This window comes from Bdellovibrio sp. HCB-110 (assembly GCF_047323225.1).
In the GTDB taxonomy this organism is placed as follows: Bacteria; Bdellovibrionota; Bdellovibrionia; order Bdellovibrionales; family Bdellovibrionaceae; genus Bdellovibrio.
On the sequence record NZ_CP178750.1, the window covers coordinates 902,251 to 922,096 of the forward strand.

General features: G+C 45.7%; 16 protein-coding genes. 7 read left to right on the top strand and 9 right to left on the bottom strand.

Annotated elements, in window-relative coordinates; genetic code table 11:
• The first annotated feature begins 42 nt into the window (after nucleotides 1-42).
• Nucleotides 43-1,026 carry a flagellar basal body-associated protein FliL gene (fliL, locus tag ACL934_RS04300; protein ID WP_374078057.1) on the top strand — a complete coding sequence of 328 codons (984 nt, stop codon included), beginning with the start codon at nucleotides 43-45 and terminating at the stop codon, nucleotides 1,024-1,026.
• A gap of 24 nt (nucleotides 1,027-1,050) precedes the next feature.
• Here fliL and ACL934_RS04305 read toward each other — a convergent pair whose 3' ends face one another.
• Nucleotides 1,051-2,274 carry a sigma 54-interacting transcriptional regulator gene (locus ACL934_RS04305; RefSeq protein WP_374078059.1) on the bottom strand — a complete coding sequence of 408 codons (1,224 nt, stop codon included), beginning with the start codon at nucleotides 2,272-2,274 and terminating at the stop codon, nucleotides 1,051-1,053.
• Between the two features lie 155 nt (nucleotides 2,275-2,429).
• On the opposite strand from ACL934_RS04305, the gene yihA reads away from it, so the two are divergent.
• The 5 genes from yihA to ACL934_RS04330 all read left to right on the top strand — a co-directional run bounded on the left by yihA (nucleotide 2,430) and on the right by ACL934_RS04330 (nucleotide 9,722).
• On the top strand, nucleotides 2,430-3,005 hold the full coding sequence (gene yihA / locus ACL934_RS04310) for a ribosome biogenesis GTP-binding protein YihA/YsxC (protein WP_374078062.1): 576 nt from the start codon (nucleotides 2,430-2,432) through the stop codon (nucleotides 3,003-3,005).
• On the top strand, nucleotides 3,002-3,745 hold the full coding sequence (gene kdsB / locus ACL934_RS04315) for a 3-deoxy-manno-octulosonate cytidylyltransferase (protein ID WP_374078063.1): 744 nt from the start codon (nucleotides 3,002-3,004) through the stop codon (nucleotides 3,743-3,745). The genes yihA and kdsB overlap by 4 nt, the downstream gene beginning before the upstream one ends.
• 68 nt (nucleotides 3,746-3,813) lie before the next feature.
• Nucleotides 3,814-5,418, top strand: coding sequence for a CTP synthase (locus tag ACL934_RS04320; protein ID WP_374080430.1), 1,605 nt, complete (start codon nucleotides 3,814-3,816; stop codon nucleotides 5,416-5,418).
• Nucleotides 5,419-5,432: 14 nt separating this feature from the next.
• A complete protein-coding gene (locus ACL934_RS04325) occupies nucleotides 5,433-6,413 on the top strand; it encodes a KpsF/GutQ family sugar-phosphate isomerase (RefSeq protein ID WP_413613167.1) in 981 nt (326 codons plus the stop codon).
• Between the two features lie 102 nt (nucleotides 6,414-6,515).
• Nucleotides 6,516-9,722, top strand: a complete 3,207-nt coding sequence (locus ACL934_RS04330) for an efflux RND transporter permease subunit (RefSeq protein ID WP_413613168.1) — start codon at nucleotides 6,516-6,518, stop codon at nucleotides 9,720-9,722.
• Here ACL934_RS04330 and ACL934_RS04335 read toward each other — a convergent pair.
• The 5 genes from ACL934_RS04335 to ACL934_RS04355 form a co-directional block, all read right to left on the bottom strand.
• Nucleotides 9,694-10,755, bottom strand: coding sequence for a type II secretion system protein J (locus ACL934_RS04335; protein ID WP_413613169.1), 1,062 nt, complete (start codon nucleotides 10,753-10,755; stop codon nucleotides 9,694-9,696). The genes ACL934_RS04330 and ACL934_RS04335 overlap by 29 nt on opposite strands.
• A gap of 2 nt (nucleotides 10,756-10,757) precedes the next feature.
• Nucleotides 10,758-11,264 carry a type IV pilus modification PilV family protein gene (locus tag ACL934_RS04340; RefSeq protein WP_413613170.1) on the bottom strand — a complete coding sequence of 169 codons (507 nt, stop codon included), beginning with the start codon at nucleotides 11,262-11,264 and terminating at the stop codon, nucleotides 10,758-10,760.
• A 10-nt stretch (nucleotides 11,265-11,274) separates the two neighbouring features.
• Nucleotides 11,275-13,830: a hypothetical protein gene (locus ACL934_RS04345; RefSeq protein ID WP_413613171.1), complete on the bottom strand. Its 2,556-nt coding sequence runs from the start codon at nucleotides 13,828-13,830 to the stop codon at nucleotides 11,275-11,277.
• A gap of 70 nt (nucleotides 13,831-13,900) precedes the next feature.
• Complete coding sequence (locus ACL934_RS04350) at nucleotides 13,901-15,061, bottom strand: AGE family epimerase/isomerase (RefSeq protein WP_413613172.1); 1,161 nt, start codon at nucleotides 15,059-15,061, stop codon at nucleotides 13,901-13,903.
• Nucleotides 15,062-15,099: 38 nt separating this feature from the next.
• Nucleotides 15,100-16,167 (bottom strand): hypothetical protein, encoded by a 1,068-nt coding sequence (locus ACL934_RS04355; protein WP_413613173.1) that lies wholly within the window; start codon nucleotides 16,165-16,167, stop codon nucleotides 15,100-15,102.
• Between the two features lie 167 nt (nucleotides 16,168-16,334).
• Here ACL934_RS04355 and ACL934_RS04360 point away from each other — a divergent pair, with 167 nt between their 5' ends.
• Nucleotides 16,335-17,606, top strand: a complete 1,272-nt coding sequence (locus ACL934_RS04360) for an APC family permease (protein ID WP_413613174.1) — start codon at nucleotides 16,335-16,337, stop codon at nucleotides 17,604-17,606.
• Here ACL934_RS04360 and ACL934_RS04365 read toward each other — a convergent pair.
• From ACL934_RS04365 to ACL934_RS04375, 3 genes are read right to left on the bottom strand one after another with little or no spacing between them, the layout of a single operon-like run.
• Nucleotides 17,603-18,325 carry an amino acid ABC transporter ATP-binding protein gene (locus tag ACL934_RS04365; protein ID WP_413613175.1) on the bottom strand — a complete coding sequence of 241 codons (723 nt, stop codon included), beginning with the start codon at nucleotides 18,323-18,325 and terminating at the stop codon, nucleotides 17,603-17,605. The genes ACL934_RS04360 and ACL934_RS04365 overlap by 4 nt on opposite strands.
• The gene (locus tag ACL934_RS04370) at nucleotides 18,322-19,065 is read right to left on the bottom strand and encodes an amino acid ABC transporter permease (RefSeq protein ID WP_413613176.1); all 744 of its coding nucleotides are present in this window, start codon (nucleotides 19,063-19,065) and stop codon (nucleotides 18,322-18,324) included. Before ACL934_RS04370 ends, ACL934_RS04365 begins: the two co-directional genes overlap by 4 nt.
• A 3-nt stretch (nucleotides 19,066-19,068) precedes the next feature.
• Complete coding sequence (locus ACL934_RS04375) at nucleotides 19,069-19,845, bottom strand: basic amino acid ABC transporter substrate-binding protein (protein ID WP_413613177.1); 777 nt, start codon at nucleotides 19,843-19,845, stop codon at nucleotides 19,069-19,071.
• Nucleotide 19,846 lies beyond the last annotated feature (1 nt).

Sequence of the window (19,846 nt, forward strand, 5' to 3'; positions counted from 1 at the left end):
ACGTATTTGGTTCTTTTCTTACAATCGTCTTGGGAGACCAGCTTGGTAGACAACGAAAGTACGACCAAAGTAGAGGAAGAAAATAAGGACGGAACTCCGGAAGGAGAGGCCGAAGATATTCTTTCGTTAGAGTCTCTAGATTCCATCATTGCTGACGCGGACCCGGAGTTCTCAAAATCCCTCACCGAAATCGGCCCTGATGACGCCGCCAATGTCGAGATCTATAACGAAGGCTTAGAGTTGGAATACACTCTGGCTGATGAAATCAAGTTATGGAAAGAAACTCCCGGGCGCCGCCAGAAGCTTGTTAAAATCTTCCCGTTCTTGCCGCACATTTCTTATAAAATAAAAATGAAGCGCACAATGATGCGCTTAAGCTGGGCAAAGTGGAAAGAGCAAGCCATTTACCGCGTAAAAAACGCCGGTCCACTTTTGCTGACGTGGGGAAAACATCAGGCCATTAAAACCAAAGTGAGCCTTGGTGAAACGATGGAGACTTTTAAGTCTTTCAATCGCGCGAAAAAGATCGCTTTTGTCGGTTTGGTTTTGGTAACGGGTGCTGTGGGCTTTGTTCTTTACAAGATGGGCACGAAGGGACTTCTGCCGCACGAAGAGGAACTCTTTATTGGTTCCATGGCTGATTGGTCTCAGCAAAAATATCAATACGATCCTAAGACAGAGATCGAGTCTTTTTTTGAATCCACTCGCACTTCACAAAATATTCTTTTGATGAAAAAGATGATGGTGAACTTACGTCGCTCTTCCGAATCGGGTCCCAATCCCATGGGTGCTTTCGAGTTTTACGTGGAAGGCACGGCCTCTGAAGTCGTTGTCGAAATCAAAGACCGCGAACCGGAAATGGAAGATCTTTTCCTAAGGACGATCGAAGAGATGACATTCGATCAGGTTTCCTCAGGGGAGGGAAAACAACTTCTTTGCGATAAATTACGCAAAGAAGTGAATAAAGTTTTAACTAAGGGTTACGTCCGCCGCGTCTTCATCAAAACCGCGATCATCAAGCCGTAACGGCTGTTGAACGCCTCTATTTTATTAAATTTTAAAACTCTCAATATCGATGTTGTAGTATTTCAAGCGGTCGTGCAGGGTGCTCTTAGGCATTCCTAGATCTTGAGCCGTTCTTCGTTGATTGCCTCGATTGGCCGTGAGTCTTTTGATGATCATCTGTTTTTCAATCTCTTTGATCACCGGAATGTCATTCACAACTCGCTCTTCTGTTTTCAAAAGAGTTTTATCCAGGAGTTTTTCAATATGTGTTTCCAAAATTTGCTCGCGGGGATAAAGAGCCGCCGCACGGCTGACCAGATTTTTTAATTCACGAATATTTCCTGGCCATGGATGCTTTTTCAAACGGGCGATAGCGCCGAAAGAAAAACGCACTTTCAATTTACGAGCGAAGTTATAAAGAAGTTCTTCAAAATCCTCCATACGATAAGTCAAAGCCGGAGGCGAAATTGTAATCACGTTCAAACGGAAATAGAGATCCGAACGGAAAGAACCTTCTTTGATTTTCTCGCTGAGGTTTTGATGAGTGGCTGCAACAATGCGCACATCCGTCTTCACATTGCGATCCGCGCCCACGGGACGGATTTCGTTGTTCTCTAAAGCTCGCAAAAGTTTAGCTTGCAGGCTGTAAGATAGGTCCCCGATTTCATCGAGGAACAACGTTCCGCCACGAGCGGCTTCAAACGCTCCTTTACGATCACTGATGGCACCGGTGAAGCTGCCTTTGATATGACCGAAAAGTTCACTTTCAATCAAAGTTTCACTTAAGGCACTGCAGTTCACGCTGACAAAGGGACCACGCTCACGATGACTGGTTTCATGCAGAGCCTGCGCGATCACGTCTTTACCTGTGCCCGAAGGTCCTAGAATTAAAACTGGAAAATCCGTCTTTGCAACGTTCCCCAAGGATTGCAGTTCTTGGTTCCAAACGTCGTTACGGCTTTTCATCGGAAAAGCATCTTCAGCAGATTGTTCTAGGAAAATCATTTCGTGATTGCCGACGCGAATGATATCGCCATCTTGTAAATAGGCTTCCATAATGCGAGCGTCGTTAACATAAGTGCCTCCTGCAGAACGGAGGTCGCGGATGAGATAAGAATGGTCTTTCTTTTCAATGCGGGCGTGGCGGTCGGAGACCTCAGTCGTGTCCAATTGAAGCTGACATTGAGTGTCTTTTCCAAGGGTCATAAAGTCGGTAAGGGGAAGAGTTCTCGTATTTTCGCTTAAAAATTTTAGGTAGGGTTGCTGCATAAATGCCTCCTGTTATGGCAACCCGCTATTTCAAGAGGCTTGCCTCGTTTAAATCGAATTAAACGGGGGCTCGCGGGTTTCGACTCACCTTATTATTGGCTGAAGGACTAGCTTCTCAGAATTGAGAAAAGGGGGGAGCTCTGGTACCTTAAATCATGCCTAAGACGATTCAATTCATCAAAAGCGCCGTTCTGGCGAAAGATTACCCTGTTAGTAAAAAAGCTGAAGTTGCCATCGCCGGACGCTCCAACGCCGGAAAGTCTTCTTTCATCAATGCGCTTGCGAAAAACAAAGTCGCGAAAGTCAGTTCGACTCCGGGAAAAACCCGTCTTTTGAACTTCTTTAATATGGAAGATTCTTATTGGTTGGTGGATATGCCTGGTTATGGATTCGCAGCTCGTTCGGGCGATGAAATGACGGAGTGGCATCAGATGATTGAGACATATTTGATGACTCGCGAGAATCTTTGCGGGTTGCTTTTGATTATGGATATTCGTCGCGAATGGACGGCAGATGAAGAGCTTCTTAAGGAGTTTTCGGATCGTCGTGGTTTCCCGATGGCTGTTGTTTTGACTAAGGCCGATAAACTTTCTCGCAGCCAGATGTTGCAGGCTGTAGCCAAGGTTAAAAAGACTTCGGGATTGAGCGCTGTCTACCCCGTGTCTTCGTTAAAGAAAACAGGTCAAGACGAAGTTGAAGAATACATGTTTGAAAATTGGGTGAAGGTATGAAGATAGTTGGAGTGATTCCCGCTCGTTATGGTTCAACTCGTTTTCCTGGAAAACCGCTGGTGAATCTGAAAGGTCGTCCCCTGATTCAGTGGACGATTGAGGGCGCGAAGAAGTCCCGTCTTCTCAACGATCTGATCGTTGCTACCGATGACGAAAGAATCAAAGCCGCCGCGGAAGCCGTGGGTGCTAAAGTGGTGATGACTGCCAGCGAGCTTCCAACGGGAAGTGATCGTATCCACGCCGCTATCAAAGACATTGCCTGTGACGTTGTTGTAAATATTCAAGGCGATGAGCCTTTGGTAACTGGCGAGTTGATTGATCGTCTTGCACAAGTATTTGTCAATGAACCTACGATGGATATGGCGACTCTTGCCCATCCCATCAGCGAAGAAGAACTGCAATCTCCTAATGCCGTGAAGGTGGTGATGAACCACAAAGATGAAGCTTTGTATTTCAGTCGTTACGCGATTCCGTATTCGCGCAGCAAAGCTTCAGAGATGGGCACCTATGAAGGGTGCTTTAAGCATATTGGCATGTATGCCTATTCGAAAAAGTTTTTAAAAGAGTTCTGTGAAGCGCCCCCGGCTCTCATCGAGAAAGCAGAGAGCCTGGAGCAACTCAGAGCTTTGTATTTAGGTGCAAAAATTAAAGTAATCAGAGTCAAGGAAGCCAGTCTCGGGGTGGATACTCCCGAAGACTTGGTGCGACTCGAAAAACTCTTAAGTCAACAGGGGATGTAATGGCGAAGAGAAAGACAGCAACGAAGAAGACGGCGAAAGTATCGACTGCGAAGTCGACACGAAAAGCGCTGAAACAAAAATTTATCTTTGTCACCGGAGGAGTTGTTTCTTCCATTGGTAAGGGTCTTACTGCAGCAAGCCTTGGTGCTTTGCTGGAGGCTCGTGGCCACCGTGTGACGATTATGAAGTTTGATCCGTATTTGAATGTGGATCCAGGAACGATGTCTCCGTTTCAACACGGTGAAGTGTATGTAACGGAAGACGGTGCGGAAACGGATCTGGATTTGGGTCACTATGAAAGATTCACGTCAGCGATCATGAATCGTTCCAACTCTGTATCAACAGGTCAAATCTATGACACTGTTTTAGCACGTGAAAGACGTGGGGACTATCTGGGCGGAACTGTTCAAGTCATTCCCCACATCACCGAAGAAATCAAAGCGCGTATTTATGAAGCGGCCCAAGGCAGCGAAATTATTTTGGTAGAGATCGGTGGAACTGTCGGGGACATCGAAAGTCAGCCCTTCCTTGAAGCCATCCGCCAAATGCGTTTGGACGTGGGACAAGAAAATTCAGTTTTGTTGCATGTAACGTATGTGCCTTACATCGCAGCGGCTGGAGAGTTGAAATCCAAACCCACACAACACTCGGTGAAAGAGCTGCGTGAAATCGGCTTGCAACCTGATTTCTTGGTGTGCCGTAGTGAAAAAGTTATTGATGAAAATCTTAAAGGAAAAATCGGTCTTTTCTGTTCAGTGAAAACTGAAAACGTGATCGCAGCTCAAGACAGTCGTTTTATTTATGAAGTGCCCTTGGCATTGCATAAAGAAAAATTGGATGAGTTGATTGTTGCGCGTTTGGGGCTTTCTCCTGGAAAATTGGATCTTAAGGGATGGCAAAATCTTGTAAAGGTTCTTAGTAATCCGACCCACACAGTAAAAATTGGAGTTGTTGGTAAATATGTGGACTTGAAAGAGTCTTACAAGTCCTTGCATGAGTCGTTAGTTCATGGAGGCATTGCCAACAATGCGCGTGTTGAGATCAGTTATGTGGATTCTGAAAAAGTGACGGACAAAACGGTTCATCAGCTTTTAGGAAAAGTCGACGGCATCCTGGTTCCTGGCGGTTTCGGGACTCGCGGTGTTGAAGGAAAGATCACAGCGATTAAATACGCTCGTGAAAAAAGAGTTCCTTTCTTTGGAATTTGTTTTGGAATGCAATTGTCTGCCATTGAGTTCGCTCGCAACGTATGTGGTATCAAAGATGCAACCAGCCGTGAATTTCACGCAGAAAACAAGCGCAATGGAAACTTTGTCATCGACTCCATGGTTGAACAAAGAGGCATCGTCAATAAAGGCGGAACAATGCGTTTGGGAGCGTTCCCTTGTGCTTTGGCTTCCGGTACGCGCGCGCATCAGGTGTACAAGGCGTCTAATATTATGGAACGTCATCGTCACCGTTTTGAGTTCAATAATAAATATAAAGCATTGTTTGAAAAAAATGGCATGGTGGCTTCAGGAATCTGTAAGGAGCGTGATCTTGTTGAGATCGTCGAGCTTCCAGATCATCCATGGTTTGTTGGCGTTCAATTCCATCCGGAGTTTAAGTCCAAACCTCTAGCGCCACATCCTCTCTTCGTGCATTTTGTTAAAGCGGGATTGAAGAGAAAATAGAAAGGTCTTTGGCGATGTCAAAAGTAGTACAACAAGGTCTTCGCGTTCTTGAAGTGGAAGCGCAAGCCATCCTGGGTTTGCGTGAGCGTATTGGAGCGGAGTTTGAACAAGCTGTGAAGATGATCAAAGAGTGTGATGGAAAACTTGTTCTGACAGGAATGGGAAAGTCCGGGCAGATCGCTCGTAAGCTCGCCAGCACTTTTTCTTCTACGGGAACTCCCGCAGTGTTTTTACATCCGGCAGAGAGTTCTCACGGTGATTTGGGACTTGTTGAGAATAATGATGTTGTCATCGCTCTTTCATACGGAGGAGAGTCTCCGGAATTTTCTGGCATTTTGAAGTTCGTCGCTCGTAAAGGGATTCCCCTGATTGCAATCACTGGAAAGCCAAGTTCCTCATTGGCGAAAGCGGCGCAAGTCACATTGAATGTCTACGTTTCAGAAGAAGCATGTCCTTTGGGTTTGGCGCCAACGGCAAGTAGCACGGCAACATTGGCCATGGGTGATGCTATGGCCATGGCGGTGATGGCAGAAAAAGGATTTAGCTCAGAAGACTTTGCAGAGTTCCATCCAGGAGGCAGTCTTGGTTATCGTCTTTTGACTCGCGTGAGAGACGTGATGCACACCGGAGATGCTTTACCGACGGTGGGCCTGGAAGCTCCGATTCGTCAGGTGTTCTCGATTATGACTCATAAAGATGTGCGTGGAGCTGCGGGTATCGTTGATGCCAATGGAGACCTTGTCGGAGTTGTAACCGATGGTCAGATCCGTCGTCGCCTTGAAAAAAGTGATGATCCTTTGACGGGTGTTGCGAAAGATTTGATGACGACAAATCCTCGCACAGTGGATGTGAATGAGTTGGCAGAAAAAGCGTTGTTTGTGATGGAACAATTCCAGATCAATATGCTCTTTGTGCTCGACAAAGAATCTTCGCAGCCCAAAAAACCAGTAGGCATTCTGCACGTTCAAGATCTTTTGCGTGCGAAAGTTCGTTAGTCTCCCTGCTAATGGGCAAGACGCTGCATGTGTCTTGCCAAGCTTCATGTCTCTCTTACCTAGTTGAATTCTGTTTCTATAAAATGTCGGAGAGGTATCTATATGAGAATCTCCGACGTCTCTATTCGCAATACCGTCTTTGCGTGGATGTTGTTTGCGGGTTTTATCATATTCGGATTTATTTCCTTTATGCGTTTGGGAGTCAGCCAATTGCCCGACGTGGATTTTCCTGTGGTCAATGTTGCTTTGACTTTGCAAGGAGCCGCTCCGGAAATCATGGAGACCAGTGTCGTTGATCCAGTGGAAGATGCTCTGTCGTCTGTAGAAGGTGTTGAACGCATTAGTTCCGTCAGTAAAACGGGTGTTGCCAACATCACAATTGAATTTGAATTAAATCGTAACATCGATGCAGCCTTGCAAGAGGTGCAAACTAAAGTGGCCCAGGCCCAGAGACTCTTGCCAGAGAATGTCGATCCTCCTGTTATTACAAAAACCAATCCTGATGATCAGCCCATTATTTGGTTGGCGCTGACCTATGAAAAAAACGATCGCTATTTTCTGATGAGTTATGCCAAAGACTATCTCAAGGATCGTTTCACCATGGTTCCGGGGGTGGGTGACATAATACTTGGAGGGTACACGGACCCTGCGATGCGTGTGTGGCTCGATTCAAAAAAACTGCGACAAAAGAATATGGCCGTTGGTGACGTTTTGGAGTCTTTGAGTTCTCAGCATGCCGAGATCCCCGGAGGATTTATTCAGAATCAGCAGAATGCCTTCGTCGTTAGAACCCTGGGAGAGTTTACTGATGCCACGGGTTTTGACGAGATGATCATCAATCGCCGTGCCGGTATGACAATTCAAGATCCTTTGAACATTGTTCGTCTGAAAGACATTGGTTATGCCGAAGAAGCCCTGGCTGAAACCTTCCGCATTTCTCGTTTTGACGGGGTTCAGGCCTTGGGTTTAGGAATAAAAAAGCAGTTAGGGTCTAATGCTGTGGCCGTTGCCAATGCTGTAAAAGAAAAAATGAAAGAGGTTCAAGGGGAGTTGCCGCCTGGAATGAAGCTTCATATTAATTTCGATTCGTCTCGATTTATTGAGCAGTCCGTTCAAGAGATGGTCAAACATCTGACACTGGCGGTGCTCCTGACGTCTTTGGTGTGTTGGGTTTTCTTGGGGAGCTTCACGGCGACTTTGAATGTATTGTTGGCCATTCCCACGTCCATCATGGGGGCTTTCATTGGAATTTATTTTTTCGGATTCACTTTAAACGCCTTTACCTTGCTGGGATTGACTTTGGTTATTGGTATCGTCGTCGATGATGCCATCATGGTTTTAGAAAATATTTTTCGCTACAACGAAAAAGGTTACGGACCCATCGAATCCGCCATTTTGGGCGCACGAGAAATCACCTTTGCCGCTTTAGCAGCGAGTATTGCCATCGTCGCGATTTTCTTGCCCGTGGCTTTTATGAAGGGCGTGATTGGGCGGTTCTTCTTTCAGTATGGTGTGACGATTTCATTGGCCGTGCTTCTTTCGTTAGTAGAATCCCTCACGATTACTCCCATGCGCTGCTCAAGCTTCGTTCATCCAGGCCACCGTACGACAAAGCTCGGAAAAATGTTTGAAGGTTTTATGGAAGGATGGAGGAACTTTTACGCGAGGACGTTGAATTGGACTCTCCATCATCGCTGGACGGTTTTGTTAAGTTCATTGGTATTTGTTGCGGCCTCTTTTTATTCGTTGAGTTTTTTAAACAGAGAACTGACCCCTGTTCAGGATCAGGGGCTTTTCATTCTGCGCATGATGCTTCCTGTAGGAGCTTCTTTGGAAAACACCAATGGAAAGGCAAAAGAGATTGAAACGTGGATGCGCTCTCGTCCTGAATTGTCCCATCTCTATGTTTCCGTCGGCGGCTTCGGTGGGGGCGGCGGAGGTGACACCAATACCGGAATGATGTTTGTCACCCTGAAGGACCGCGATGAGAGAAAGTTGACCCAACAGGAATTCATGACGATGGCTCGCCGGGAACTCAGCAAAATTCCCGACGTGAAAGTCTTTATGATGGATCTTTCCAGTCGAGGATTTTCAACGGGGAAAGGTTATCCGATTGAGTTTGTGCTTCAGGGGCCGGATTGGGAAAAACTCTCGGAGCTGAATGAAAAAATGAAACAAGACATGAGGGACTCCGGTCTCATGGTGGATGTGGATTCGGACTATTTGGAGGGAATGCCTGAAATTCGCATCACTCCCAATCGTGATCAGGCGGCAACTCGCGGAGTGAGTGTCGAGAATATCGGGGCAACCATTCAGGCCATGATTGGCGGAATCAAAAGTGGCCAGTACACAAAGAATGGACATCGCTACGATATTTACGTGCAAGTAAAAAAGGAACCGGACCCTCGAACGGAATTTAATGATCTGTTGATAGCTAATGCTCGCAGCAATTTAATTCCTCTTTCAAAAGTCAGTGTCGTGGATGAAAAGCCCAGTTTGCAGCAAGTCACCCGCGTGAATCGTCAGCGCGCTATCACTATTTATTCGAACTTGGCGCCCGGAGCTTCGCAAGAAAGGGCATTGCAGTTTGTTCAAGATAAAGCGAAGACTTTGCCGCCAACTTATTTTGTTTCTCAGTCGGGGGCGACGAAGACATTTAAGGAGTCTTTTAACAGTCTGTTTTTTGCGTTGGTGTTGGGAATTTTAGTGGCGTACATGGTCTTGGCAAGTCAGTTTAATTCTTTCTTAGATCCGTTGACGGTCTTGATGGCTTTGCCATTTAGTTTTAGTGGGGCTTTCTTTGCCCTGGTCCTTATGAATCAAACCATCAATATGTATTCCATGATTGGTGTTTTGTTATTGATGGGTATCGTAAAAAAGAATTCTATTTTGTTGATTGATTTTACCAATGCCGTTCGGGATCGGGACAGCAGCAAGAAAGCGGATGAAGCGCTTAAAGAAGCCTGCCCCGTGCGATTGCGCCCCATTGTTATGACGTCTTTCGCAACGATGGCAGCAGCAGTTCCTTCGGCAATGGCAACAGGTGCGGGATCTGAAACCTTTAAACCCATGGCCATCACCCTCATTGGCGGTGTGCTTGTTTCTACTTTCTTGACCTTATACGTGGTTCCCGCGACGTATTCTTTGGTCGAGAGATTTAGAAAACGCGACATTCGCAAAGAGCAGGTCAAACACGCTTTTGCCGAGGTCGGTGATAAAATGGGCATCAGCTTTCAGCCAATGCCGGATTTTATTGAAGAAGAAAAAAAACCGGAGTCTGTTATTCCTGACAACTCAAAGGACGTTTGATGTTGAGGTTGGGTGAAAAGACGGTTCGACGGCGAACGATGTCTTTTTTTACTTCACCGACAGCATTTTGTTGAGTGCGATTGATAAATGCCTGTGTGGCCTTCAGATTGATTTCCAAAAGAATCGTATTTACGCAGTCTCCGGTAGCTCCGGCCATGTTGGCCTGAAAACTTACGGGCTCCACGCGGACGCCACGGCGAGTGCCCAGGTAACCAATGACGAATCGCTCAATCTCAAAATCAGCATTGGTATTAAGAAGAAGGACAGAGACCTCGTTTGTTACTTGATTGATCTTTATCAGACTGCGATCCGTTTTGCGTAAACAGACGAAATACGTGCGAGAGTTGTAAACTTCGCTTCCTGTGACAAAGACCGAGGCCTTTTTATTGGTGTTTTCATTGACGATGCCTTTAGGATTGTTCAAAAAAACACTGACATAGTTAAAGAAAACTGGATTTCCGAAACTGTCAACTTTAGGTAAATTGTCATAAGGGTCCGTGTTTGAATTGAGATGCATCACATGTCGTACAACTTCATAACGACGGATGTAGCGGCGGTCGGCATCGACCAAAACTATTTCTTTGGGACCTTTGGATTGAGTAAAGAGCGAGCTCGTGCTGTTGTCAGCACTGATTCTGAGTTCGTCTTTGGGTTGAGTTTTTCCAGAACTGTCTACTTCCGACCATGCCCTGAGAACGCGCTCGGAGCGACTTTTGCGATCCAGACTTGTATAGCGCATAACTGGAGCATCAGCCGTATTCAAACATTGTGAAGGTTCCGAGCCGGCTTCGATAGCGGCGATTCCCAGATATTCTTGAGCGCCTTCTTCCTTGGGATCAAAGCGAACGATATTGCGAACATCTCCTTCGATGTCTTTAAGAGCTGACGACATTTCAAACTGTCCTGAACTCCACACTTCCAGATTTTTGTGTTCAGAGAAAAACTGGTGCAAAAGATAAGTCGCCGTGCTGACCACGAGGGCAGAAAGTCCGACAGCAAGAAGTAATTCGACAACGGTAAAGCCTTTTTTCATAGTCATCTCTTAAATATCGTCATTTGACTGTGAAGGTTTTGTCCATTGCCTTTATTAATCGCGCGCACATGTAATACCACTTTGCGAAGATAATCAGAATACACCGGAAGCTTTAAATTGCTGGTGCTAAAAGTGGCGTCTGCGGAACCTGCGTTCATCGTCTGCCAAATAATTTGAATTTCATTTTCTTGGGGACCGGCGATGCCGCACATTTCGGAAGTTCCGTTGACTTGAGTTTCAGTAAGAAAAGTTCCCTGGAAATTGTACGTGCGATAAAGACACTTTCCTAAGGGAGGCAGATCCGCGTACTGAAGTCCTTTAAGTTCGATCACATTGTTTGTCAGGATCTCTTTAAGCAGGGTGGAGTGATCGACTTGAGATTTATGATTTCGGTTAGAAAGAGTTAGGTAGAGAAAGACACTCACACTCGCCATGGAAATAGCGATGGCGGCCATCACTTCAACCAGACTCATTCCTCGTGTGTTGTTAAATCTTTGCTGTCGTTTCATATGCATTTTCCTAGTTCGACTGCGCTTCAAGGATAGGTTGTTCAACACCGACGATAGAACCGACATCACGATAGGTATTTGCGGGTGAACTTTGAATAAAGATGTAGCGGCCGTTGTTCGTCGACGGCATAACTCCGTAAGGATCAGTGGTGCCCCAAATAGAGGGGACACGATAGACGACGTTATTGGGTGTGCAGGCCGTGTTTACCGGGCGATTGTCATAGTAGATATTCGTGTCCCAAGTAAAAGTCTTATGGGCAAGGTCAAAAGATGCAAGATCACTATAACGGCCTTCCGTGCCTTCATGAAGCATCACATTCAGATCCCGTTTTCCAGAAGGAGTCGCAGAGTCAAAATCAAGATGAATACGAATACCCGTAAAATAAACTTCGGACTCTTCACGAGAGCCGCCAGTGTCTCTCATCTTTTGAAAGACGCCTGGATAGTAGGCTCGCGGAAAATAGGTGTTATCTCCGGCATAATAATTTGAACCTTTCGGAGGAATGGGCGAGTTTGCTTGGCTGTGATAATCCGGTATTTTGGCATAGAAAATCATCGCCTCTGGCGGTTTAGGTTCCAGTGTGTTTCCTCCAAGACTGATCATGCACATATTTGAAGGATATTGATTTGCTGAGGAATCCGGTCCGCTCCACAATCCCCGGAGGAAAAAAGGAGTGGTCGCACTGACTTTGGAACTGGTGATAAGGCTGACGTTGTTAATTATAAATTTGCGATAGCCATATCGGAAACCGTCTTGCTCATAGCGTGAATCCGTCAGATTGTGGCGAATAGGACGAATTTTTCCACCGGACGCTGGCCAGTACTGTTGCAAGAGGGTCGGAGTCAGGGGTTGATACTGAGGACTTAAAAGATGAACTTGTTCGGGCGAAAGAACAACCAAAGGTATCGAAGCTTTTTGTGCGGCAACGTTTGCGGTTGAAAGATCATGATTGAAACCGATCTCTCGCATTCTGGCCGGATCGCTGTTTAAAGGCGAAGAAGTGTCCTGTTGAAATCCGCGGAGAGCCAGGCCCTGCTCACCCACAACCCATAAAGAAAGATTTTTACGAGCAACATCGTTAGGGATTGAGCTCATCAGCAGACCGCGCGCATTGGTTTGCGCGATTTCAGAGGGAACTTTAAGATAGACCACTCTGCGGAGCAGGCGTTCTTTTTTTGAAGGATCAGAAAGATCGGCGACGTTGAAATTGCTGAGTGCTAAAGAATCCAAATCGACTCGGGACGTACTACCACAGGTGATGCCGGCACCTTGGGCGGCATACTTTTGGACGAAATTTTTATCCCAGATATCGCAGTCACTGTAGGGATTCGTTGTATTAGTGACAACGGTGCCACATTGTTTTGCATCTTCTTCGAGAGCTTCTAGATTGTCCCAGCTCATTTTCGGAGAAGGAATTTCCTCAGCGTCTTTCGTAAAAAGAACACCTTCAAGACCAGCGTCTCTTCTCCAATTTGCAAAACCTCTTGGGAAGTGCTCCGAGTTTGAACAGCGTTTATCATTGGCACCTGCTCTGGTGAAACAAGTGTAGTCCGCTCTGATTCCGAAGTTATTGCCCTGAGCGTAGCTATAATAAAAAATGGAATATCTATTTGGATTGTTGAAGTATCCGCCACTATCACTGGCAGACCAGGCTTGAAGTGGAGGCGTTCCAGAGAAAAGAGCAATGGGATAAATTTCGTTGGCAACGGACGGTAAACTCAATGGCCCTGCGTTTCCAGCTTTGACTTGCTCACTGAGGGTCACGGCCTTTGCGTAATCTTTTGTGATGATCGCTGAACTTGGACCGAACTGTGAGTATGTACGGTCTGGAGTTCCCCAAGGATTTGAATAAGGCGCAAGCATGCTTGTTAAATTGCCTTGGCCTGGATTGGGTTCAGGAACTGAGTGAAGCATGTACTGAATTCCACCCGCAAACTGGATTCGATCTCCTTGGATGATAGTTCCGAACTCCGCAGGCCATCCTGCCGGAGATCCATTCCAGTCCACCTCAGGATTGTTACGATCAATATTTCCACCAACTGTGAAAAGACCTTTTACATAAATGCGGCGATCCCGCGCAATCAAAGCCGAAGGGGATTTTTCGCCATACAGTCGCGGTAGACTGACGGTTTGTTCATTTCCAGAGAAAAGCAGATAGTCCGAAACGTCGAGAACTTTGATTCTTTTTTTGAAAACCGCTTTGAGGCCGTTGAATTCCCCTCGGGCGAGAAGCTCGTAGTTCTTCGTCGAAAAATTATAGTTGGCGGTCACTTTCCAAGTAAGACCGTTCGGAAGTGTCCCTTCGGATTCAAAATTTTCTGCTTTCAAACAACTGTTGTCTGGAGGCGGGTCCCACAGACGACGGGCCAAGGCCGACTCCATGACGGCGAAAGAAGAGATCGTTGCTTCGTTAAGAAGAACTTGATCGAAATCGCGGGTTTTAAAATTATAATCACGTCGAAAGATATCAGCGGACGTCAAAATAAAAATAGAGCCGATAATGCTGAGAACAGCGACGAGAAGAATTGTCGTCTGTCCTCTGCTGCTTGTTCCAGGGTTTTCCATGGTAACAGGTTAACAAGGAATTAGGCTTACGAAAAGAGCTTAAGTATAAACCTGTTTAGTTTTGGTAATTTCAGTCGAGTTTGCCGCGTAGGTTGATGTACTCCTCCATGGCATTCACGATGTGATAAAGCGAGCTGGACTTGGAAGAATTGCCGTTGAATTCGTCTTTTTCCGAGAGCATATCGTACCAAAGTCCCTGCATGGGCGTTTCAAAAAATTTGAAAAGCGTTTCCAACGCATCATCAGCGGCCTTCGCATAGAGGAGTTGCTGCTCTTTGGAAACCTCAGTCCCCAAACGAACTGCAGCTTTGATACGTTCGCACTGTGGCCAGAAACGAGACGACTGAGTTTTCGGAGTGAAGTCACTCCACATTTCATCAAAAGCCACTTTACGTGATGGAGAAGTTCCGTACTTGTCCGCTAGGGAAAACAACTGGTGGCGCACGGCTTTTAAATCTTGTCCGGTCAGATCTTGGTAGAGGAACATCAACCAAGCCCATTCGTATTGATGGCCGGGTTCATAAATGAATTTTCCATTTTCGCGCAAGTGATTCCAGTTTTCGTCGAAGTATTCGCCGAGAACACCCGTGGACTTATCAATAAATTTTGTTAAAGCCAAAGTGACCAGCTCTTGTCCTAGGTCTTTCCACTCTTGATCGGCGTCAATGGCCATCCAGGCAATTGCAGATTCAAAAAGATGCATATGAGGATTTGATTTGTACGACACATTCCCTTTTTCATCCAACTCTGTGTAGCCACCACCTTTGACTTTGCGTTCGCGCTGCAAGTACTGCACAAGAGCTTTCGCGCGGTCTTTGGTTTCCTTATTTGGATTTACTGCGTAATTTTGTGCGAGTCCGAAAAGAGCAAAGGCCTGGGTGTAAAGATCAGGATTCTTGCTTTTAGGCGTGCCATCAGGATTGATGGAATAGATAAAGGCTCCAGAGGGTGCGGAGAACTTTTCAACCATGTACTTGGTGCCTTGAGTGACCGCGGCATAGGCCTTATCTTTTGAAATACAACCGAGCTTGGCCCCAGTCAGAAATGAATAAATTTGACGAGCTTGCACCATGGCTCTGCGCGGGACATCCATGGGCTCACCAGAAAAAGTCAGGCTTTCAACGAAGCCGCCTTGTTTTTTGTCGATGCCTTTTTCAGACCAAAGAGGATAGACGTCTTGAGTGAGCCATTTTTTGGATTTTTCGATAAATAGATTCGATTGTGTAGACATGGAATCTATCTCATCATTGGCGCGAGATGATGTCCACCTTATTTCAGGTGGACGGGAGCTGATTTGATCTGCTCAATAATAGCCAGAAGATCCTTCTCATTCGCTTGACGCGCCTTATTTCCAGATTTGCTTTTAACAGCTTGACCATTTTTAATAATTTTCATGATGGTTTCATCAACCAGGATGGGATGCCCAGCACGAGTCAAAATGGCGCGAGTGTCCATCACAGCTTTTACATAGCGTTTCATCTCTGTAACTTCAACGTCGTTATAGTCGCCGAAATTCAGAGTCCATTTCATTCCTAAAAGACCTAGCTTGATTTTGCTTTTCCAATCTTTATCGACATGGCTGGCTTTTGCCACGAGCATCGTCAAAATAAAGTTGTGACGGGCTTGAAGAATCTGAATCAACTTATCTTCAAATCCCAAAAGGTCATAAGAAGAGTGTGAAAGTTGATCGACGGAAATTTGTCCCGCATCCAAAGCCGCTTTTTCTTTAAGAGCTCTTTCAATCAAAGAAAGCATTGAAAACTGAGGCAAACCTTTTTGATCAACACGATTTTTTTGCTTATCATTCACTTCGTGCAAAGTCGTCGCAAGGGCTAAAAAGTTTTTCTGTTTATTGTCGTCAGACGTCGGAGAAATAAATTCGTTTGTGGGAGCGTACTCATGAATTTCACGGATGAATTCGCGAGCGGCGGAGGAAGCCAATTCTTCACGGCGAGCATCATTATCTAGACCCTGCATAGACCACAATTGAAACTCAAAAGCCCAGAAGTATTTCACTCCCAAAGCGAGTTTCTTAGGCATCTCATTGGCTTCCGTCATTTGCTCTAGGAACTCCTTGCGAAGAACCGCCGCGTTTCCTTGTCTTAAAGCATCGTAAAGCTCAGCCGTTTTTGAATCGAGAGCTTCCGATTTCTTATCCAAATCACTGGTTTTTTCTTCCATGCGTTTGGTTGTTTCACTCATGTCTTTTGTGGTGTCGCTCATTTCCACAGTCGCCTTGTGCATATCATCGAGATTCTTTTTCATCTCGCATGCGGAAACCAATCCGCCCACACAAGCCATGACCACTAGAGATTTCAGACGTGAGTCCCAAATCATAGAATCCTCCAAAATAGATGTTGTGGAGTTCTAAGCAGAAAGAATGCCATTTGAAATAGAGCTTTAAGTCTAACTCATTGAGGATAGTTCGGATTTTGCCTGTTCTTGCTGTCTGACTTTTTGACAGAGAGGTACATTTTTCAAAGCCGTCTTTTTAGAATAAGGCGATGAAAAAGGTCTTAAGCTTTGCGAATTTAACTCTTTATGGCATCGGTATGATTGTCGGCGCGGGCATTTACTCCGTGATTGGTAAAGCCGCAGGAGTTGCCGAGGAGACTTTGGGGCTGAGCTTTCTTTTGGCCGGAGGTGCGGCCTTTTTGACGGCGCTTTCTTATGCTGAACTTTCAAGTATGTTTCCCAAAGCCGGAGCCGAATACATCTATTTAAAAAATATTTTTCCCAGTCTTCCTATTTTGTCTTTTGTTTGCGGAAGTATGATGGTGGTCGCCGGAGTGTGCACAGCAGCCACTGTGGCGACGGCCTTTAGTGGTTATGTTCAAGAGACGCTCAAGTTTTCGTTTGTAGGATTGTCATTTGTGGTCCTTCTGCTTTTCAGTCTTTTGAATATTTGGGGGCTCAAAGAATCAAGTCGCATCAATGCCGTTTTTACGATGATAGAAGTATGTGGGCTCGTGCTTTTTATCGTGATGGGAATGAGGTCCGAAAACTTTGGACAGAACCTATCCTTCACTCCTGAATCTAAAACATTTTCAGGCGCAGCCATGATCATCTTTGCCTATTTTGGTTTCGAGAATATTGTGAATTTTGCCGAAGAAACTCGGGACCCGCAAAAACAATTGCCAAGAGCCATTTTTCTTTCAGTCACCGTGGCGGGGGTTCTTTATATTTTGGTCAGTCTTTCTGCACTGGCTTTGATGAATCCTGCGGAACTTGCCCAGAGTGAAGGACCTTTGGGAGCCGCTTTGCAAAAAACCAGCATGCAAGCAGCATACATAGTGGGTGGCATTGCGATTTTTTCAACATCGAATACCGTTCTGATCTCCATTCTTTCCACCAGCCGTATTGTCTTTAGTATGGCGCGCGAGAATGACCTACCGGCTCTGTTTAAAAAGCAAACTAAAAATAAAGAGACACCTTGGGTTGCGTCCTTACTGGTTTTGACTCTAGCGTCGCTGATGTTGCCGGCAGGAGGCATTGCTGTGATTGCCAGTGTTTCTTCCTTTGCTACGATGCTGGCGTTTTCGATTGTGAATCTAGCATTGATTCATTTGCGTTTTACAGAGCCCGAACGAGAGCGACCCTTTCGTGTGCCAGGCCATATTGGCCGTATGCCCATCGCACCTCTTCTGGCTTTTTTAACATCTTTGGGTCTTATCTTCTTTTTTCAGAAGCAGGTTTACTTTGTCGGAGGCGCGCTTATCGGACTGATTCTGCTTTTTTATTTTATTAGAACAAAAAGGAACTTCCCTAAGTCTTAAAGTACTTTCCTCAAGAAATTGCGCGTGCGCTCGCTCTGAGCTGATGTAAAAATCTTTTCGGGAGTGCCTTCTTCGATGATTTGTCCGGCGTCCATAAAGAACACGCGATCACTGACTTGTCGTGCGAACCCCATCTCGTGAGTCACAATCACCATGGTTTTTCCACCATGAGCAAGCGACTTGATAACATCCAAAACTTCACCCACCATTTCGGGGTCGAGAGCGGAAGTGGGTTCATCAAACAGGAGAACTTGTGGTTCCATCGCCAAAGCCCGTGCAATAGCAATACGCTGTTGTTGCCCACCGGAAAGTTCGTGAGGATAAGAACCTTCTTTTTCTGAAAGACCGACACGTTTTAAAAGTTCACGGCCCTTTTGTTCTGCTTCTGTTCGCGCCATCTTTTTGACTGACATGGGAGCTAAGCAAATATTATCCAGCGCTGTCATGTGCGGGAAAAGATTGAAACGCTGAAACACCATGCCCACATGAGCGCGCAAAAGATTGAGATCCGTCGAGTGATCCGTCACGGTAAAACCATCGACTTTGATAAAGCCGCCATTGGCAGTTTCAAGAGCATTCAAACAACGCAAGAATGTACTTTTTCCCGAGCCTGAGGGACCAATAACACAAACAACTTCATTGTCTTTGATTTCGCAATTGACGTCTTTAAGAACTTGTTTGGAGCCGAAAAATTTTTGCAGGTCTTTTACTTGAATCATGAGTTCTTATACTTTCTTTCAAGAAGATGGACGATGTAAGACATGCCAAGAGTGATGATCAAATAAATAAGAGAGATAAATAAATATGGCTCCCAGTAGCGCGAGTAGGCTCCCGCAGCCGTTCTTGCTGCATACGCAAGTTCGGCAAGACCAATCGCCGAAACCAAAGAGGAATCCTTTAAAAGCATGATCGCTTCATTTCCCAAAGGGGGGAGCATGCGACGAAATGCCTGAGGAATAATGATCGACTTCATAGTCTTAAAGTAATCAAGTCCCAAAGAGCGAGCCGCTTCAAATTGCCCACGGTCAATAGACTGGATTCCCGCACGAAAAATTTCCGCAATATAAGCGCCGGAATTTAAACTCAGCGCCAAGGCTCCAGAAATAAAAGCTCCGTATTCTCGCTTCAGATACAGGGCCAAGTCTCCACTGATCAAGAGGCCGTTTTCAGGGTGAATAAGCAGGGGTACTAAAGCAAAATGGATCAGCAAAATTTGTACGAAAAGGGGAGTGCCGCGGAAGAAGGTGATGTAGAGTTGCGATGGCGCTTTCACAAACAGTCGCAAAGGCCACTTCCAAGGACCGCGTTCGGCTTGCGCGATTTTTCCAAGTCCTAGAAGAAGTCCTAAGAGAGTTCCGCAAGTGACACCAATGAGTGTCAGTTCAAGAGTTGTCCAAAGCCCTTGCAGAAACAAGGGCCAGTATTCAACGATGATGTCAGTGCGAAACCACGCAAACATCAGTTACTTCTTCTCGCCGAAGTAAGTTTTAAAAATACGATCGTAAGTTCCGTCAGCTTTGATCGCTGTCAAACCGTCATTAATCTTTTTTAGCAGCTCCGCATTGCCTTTTTTAACGGCGATGCCGTAATACTCTTTTGAAAAGCTGGGATCAGAGATTGTTTTGAAAGTTTTAGGATTGTTAGCAAGGAAGTTGTTCACAACACCATTATCAGCAACCACGGCATCCACTCCACCGTTTTCCAATTCTTCCAATGCCAAGGGTGTTCCTTCAAAACGTTTGATATTGGCGTTGGCCTTACCCAAAAGGCGGCTTGCCACTTCGTCTCCCGTCGTTCCTGTTTGCACGCCGATTTTTGAATTTTTAAGTTCATCAAACTTTGTGATTTTCGAAGTGGCAGGAAGGGCGATCAACTGCACGGCCTCAAAGTAGGGCTCTGAAAAATCCATCACTTTTTTACGTTCGTCGTTGATTGTGATGGCAGAGATCAAAATATCGCGATCACCGGATTGAAGTTGGCTAAAAAGGCCTTCCCAAGGAGTGTTGATGACTCTGATTTTCAGTCCCGATTTTTCGGCGACGGCTTTAATAACATCGATGTCAAAACCATGAACCGTTTTGTCTGCACTTTCGCTTTCAAACGGAGCGTAAGCTGCATCTGTTCCCACAATCAATTCCGATTTTGCTTGAGAAGAAGCGTCGCCTTGCGGGGTTTCTGCTTTCTTTGTGCAAGAAGTAAGAGCTAGTAAAAGAACGAAGGCAAGTTGAAGGCGTTTCATT

Excerpts from the sequence above, each read along its gene's own strand:
- ACL934_RS04305 (WP_374078059.1), bottom strand. The coding sequence starts at position 2,274 with ATGCAGCAACCCTACCTAAAATTTTTAAGCGAAAATACGAGAACTCTT.
- yihA (WP_374078062.1), top strand. The coding sequence starts at position 2,430 with ATGCCTAAGACGATTCAATTCATCAAAAGCGCCGTTCTGGCGAAAGAT.
- kdsB (WP_374078063.1), top strand. The coding sequence starts at position 3,002 with ATGAAGATAGTTGGAGTGATTCCCGCTCGTTATGGTTCAACTCGTTTT.
- ACL934_RS04325 (WP_413613167.1), top strand. The coding sequence starts at position 5,433 with ATGTCAAAAGTAGTACAACAAGGTCTTCGCGTTCTTGAAGTGGAAGCG.
- ACL934_RS04330 (WP_413613168.1), top strand. The coding sequence starts at position 6,516 with ATGAGAATCTCCGACGTCTCTATTCGCAATACCGTCTTTGCGTGGATG.
- ACL934_RS04335 (WP_413613169.1), bottom strand. The coding sequence starts at position 10,755 with ATGAAAAAAGGCTTTACCGTTGTCGAATTACTTCTTGCTGTCGGACTT.
- ACL934_RS04340 (WP_413613170.1), bottom strand. The coding sequence starts at position 11,264 with ATGAAACGACAGCAAAGATTTAACAACACACGAGGAATGAGTCTGGTT.
- ACL934_RS04345 (WP_413613171.1), bottom strand. The coding sequence starts at position 13,830 with ATGGAAAACCCTGGAACAAGCAGCAGAGGACAGACGACAATTCTTCTC.
- ACL934_RS04350 (WP_413613172.1), bottom strand. The coding sequence starts at position 15,061 with ATGTCTACACAATCGAATCTATTTATCGAAAAATCCAAAAAATGGCTC.
- ACL934_RS04355 (WP_413613173.1), bottom strand. The coding sequence starts at position 16,167 with ATGATTTGGGACTCACGTCTGAAATCTCTAGTGGTCATGGCTTGTGTG.
- ACL934_RS04360 (WP_413613174.1), top strand. The coding sequence starts at position 16,335 with ATGAAAAAGGTCTTAAGCTTTGCGAATTTAACTCTTTATGGCATCGGT.
- ACL934_RS04365 (WP_413613175.1), bottom strand. The coding sequence starts at position 18,325 with ATGATTCAAGTAAAAGACCTGCAAAAATTTTTCGGCTCCAAACAAGTT.
- ACL934_RS04370 (WP_413613176.1), bottom strand. The coding sequence starts at position 19,065 with ATGTTTGCGTGGTTTCGCACTGACATCATCGTTGAATACTGGCCCTTG.
- ACL934_RS04375 (WP_413613177.1), bottom strand. The coding sequence starts at position 19,845 with ATGAAACGCCTTCAACTTGCCTTCGTTCTTTTACTAGCTCTTACTTCT.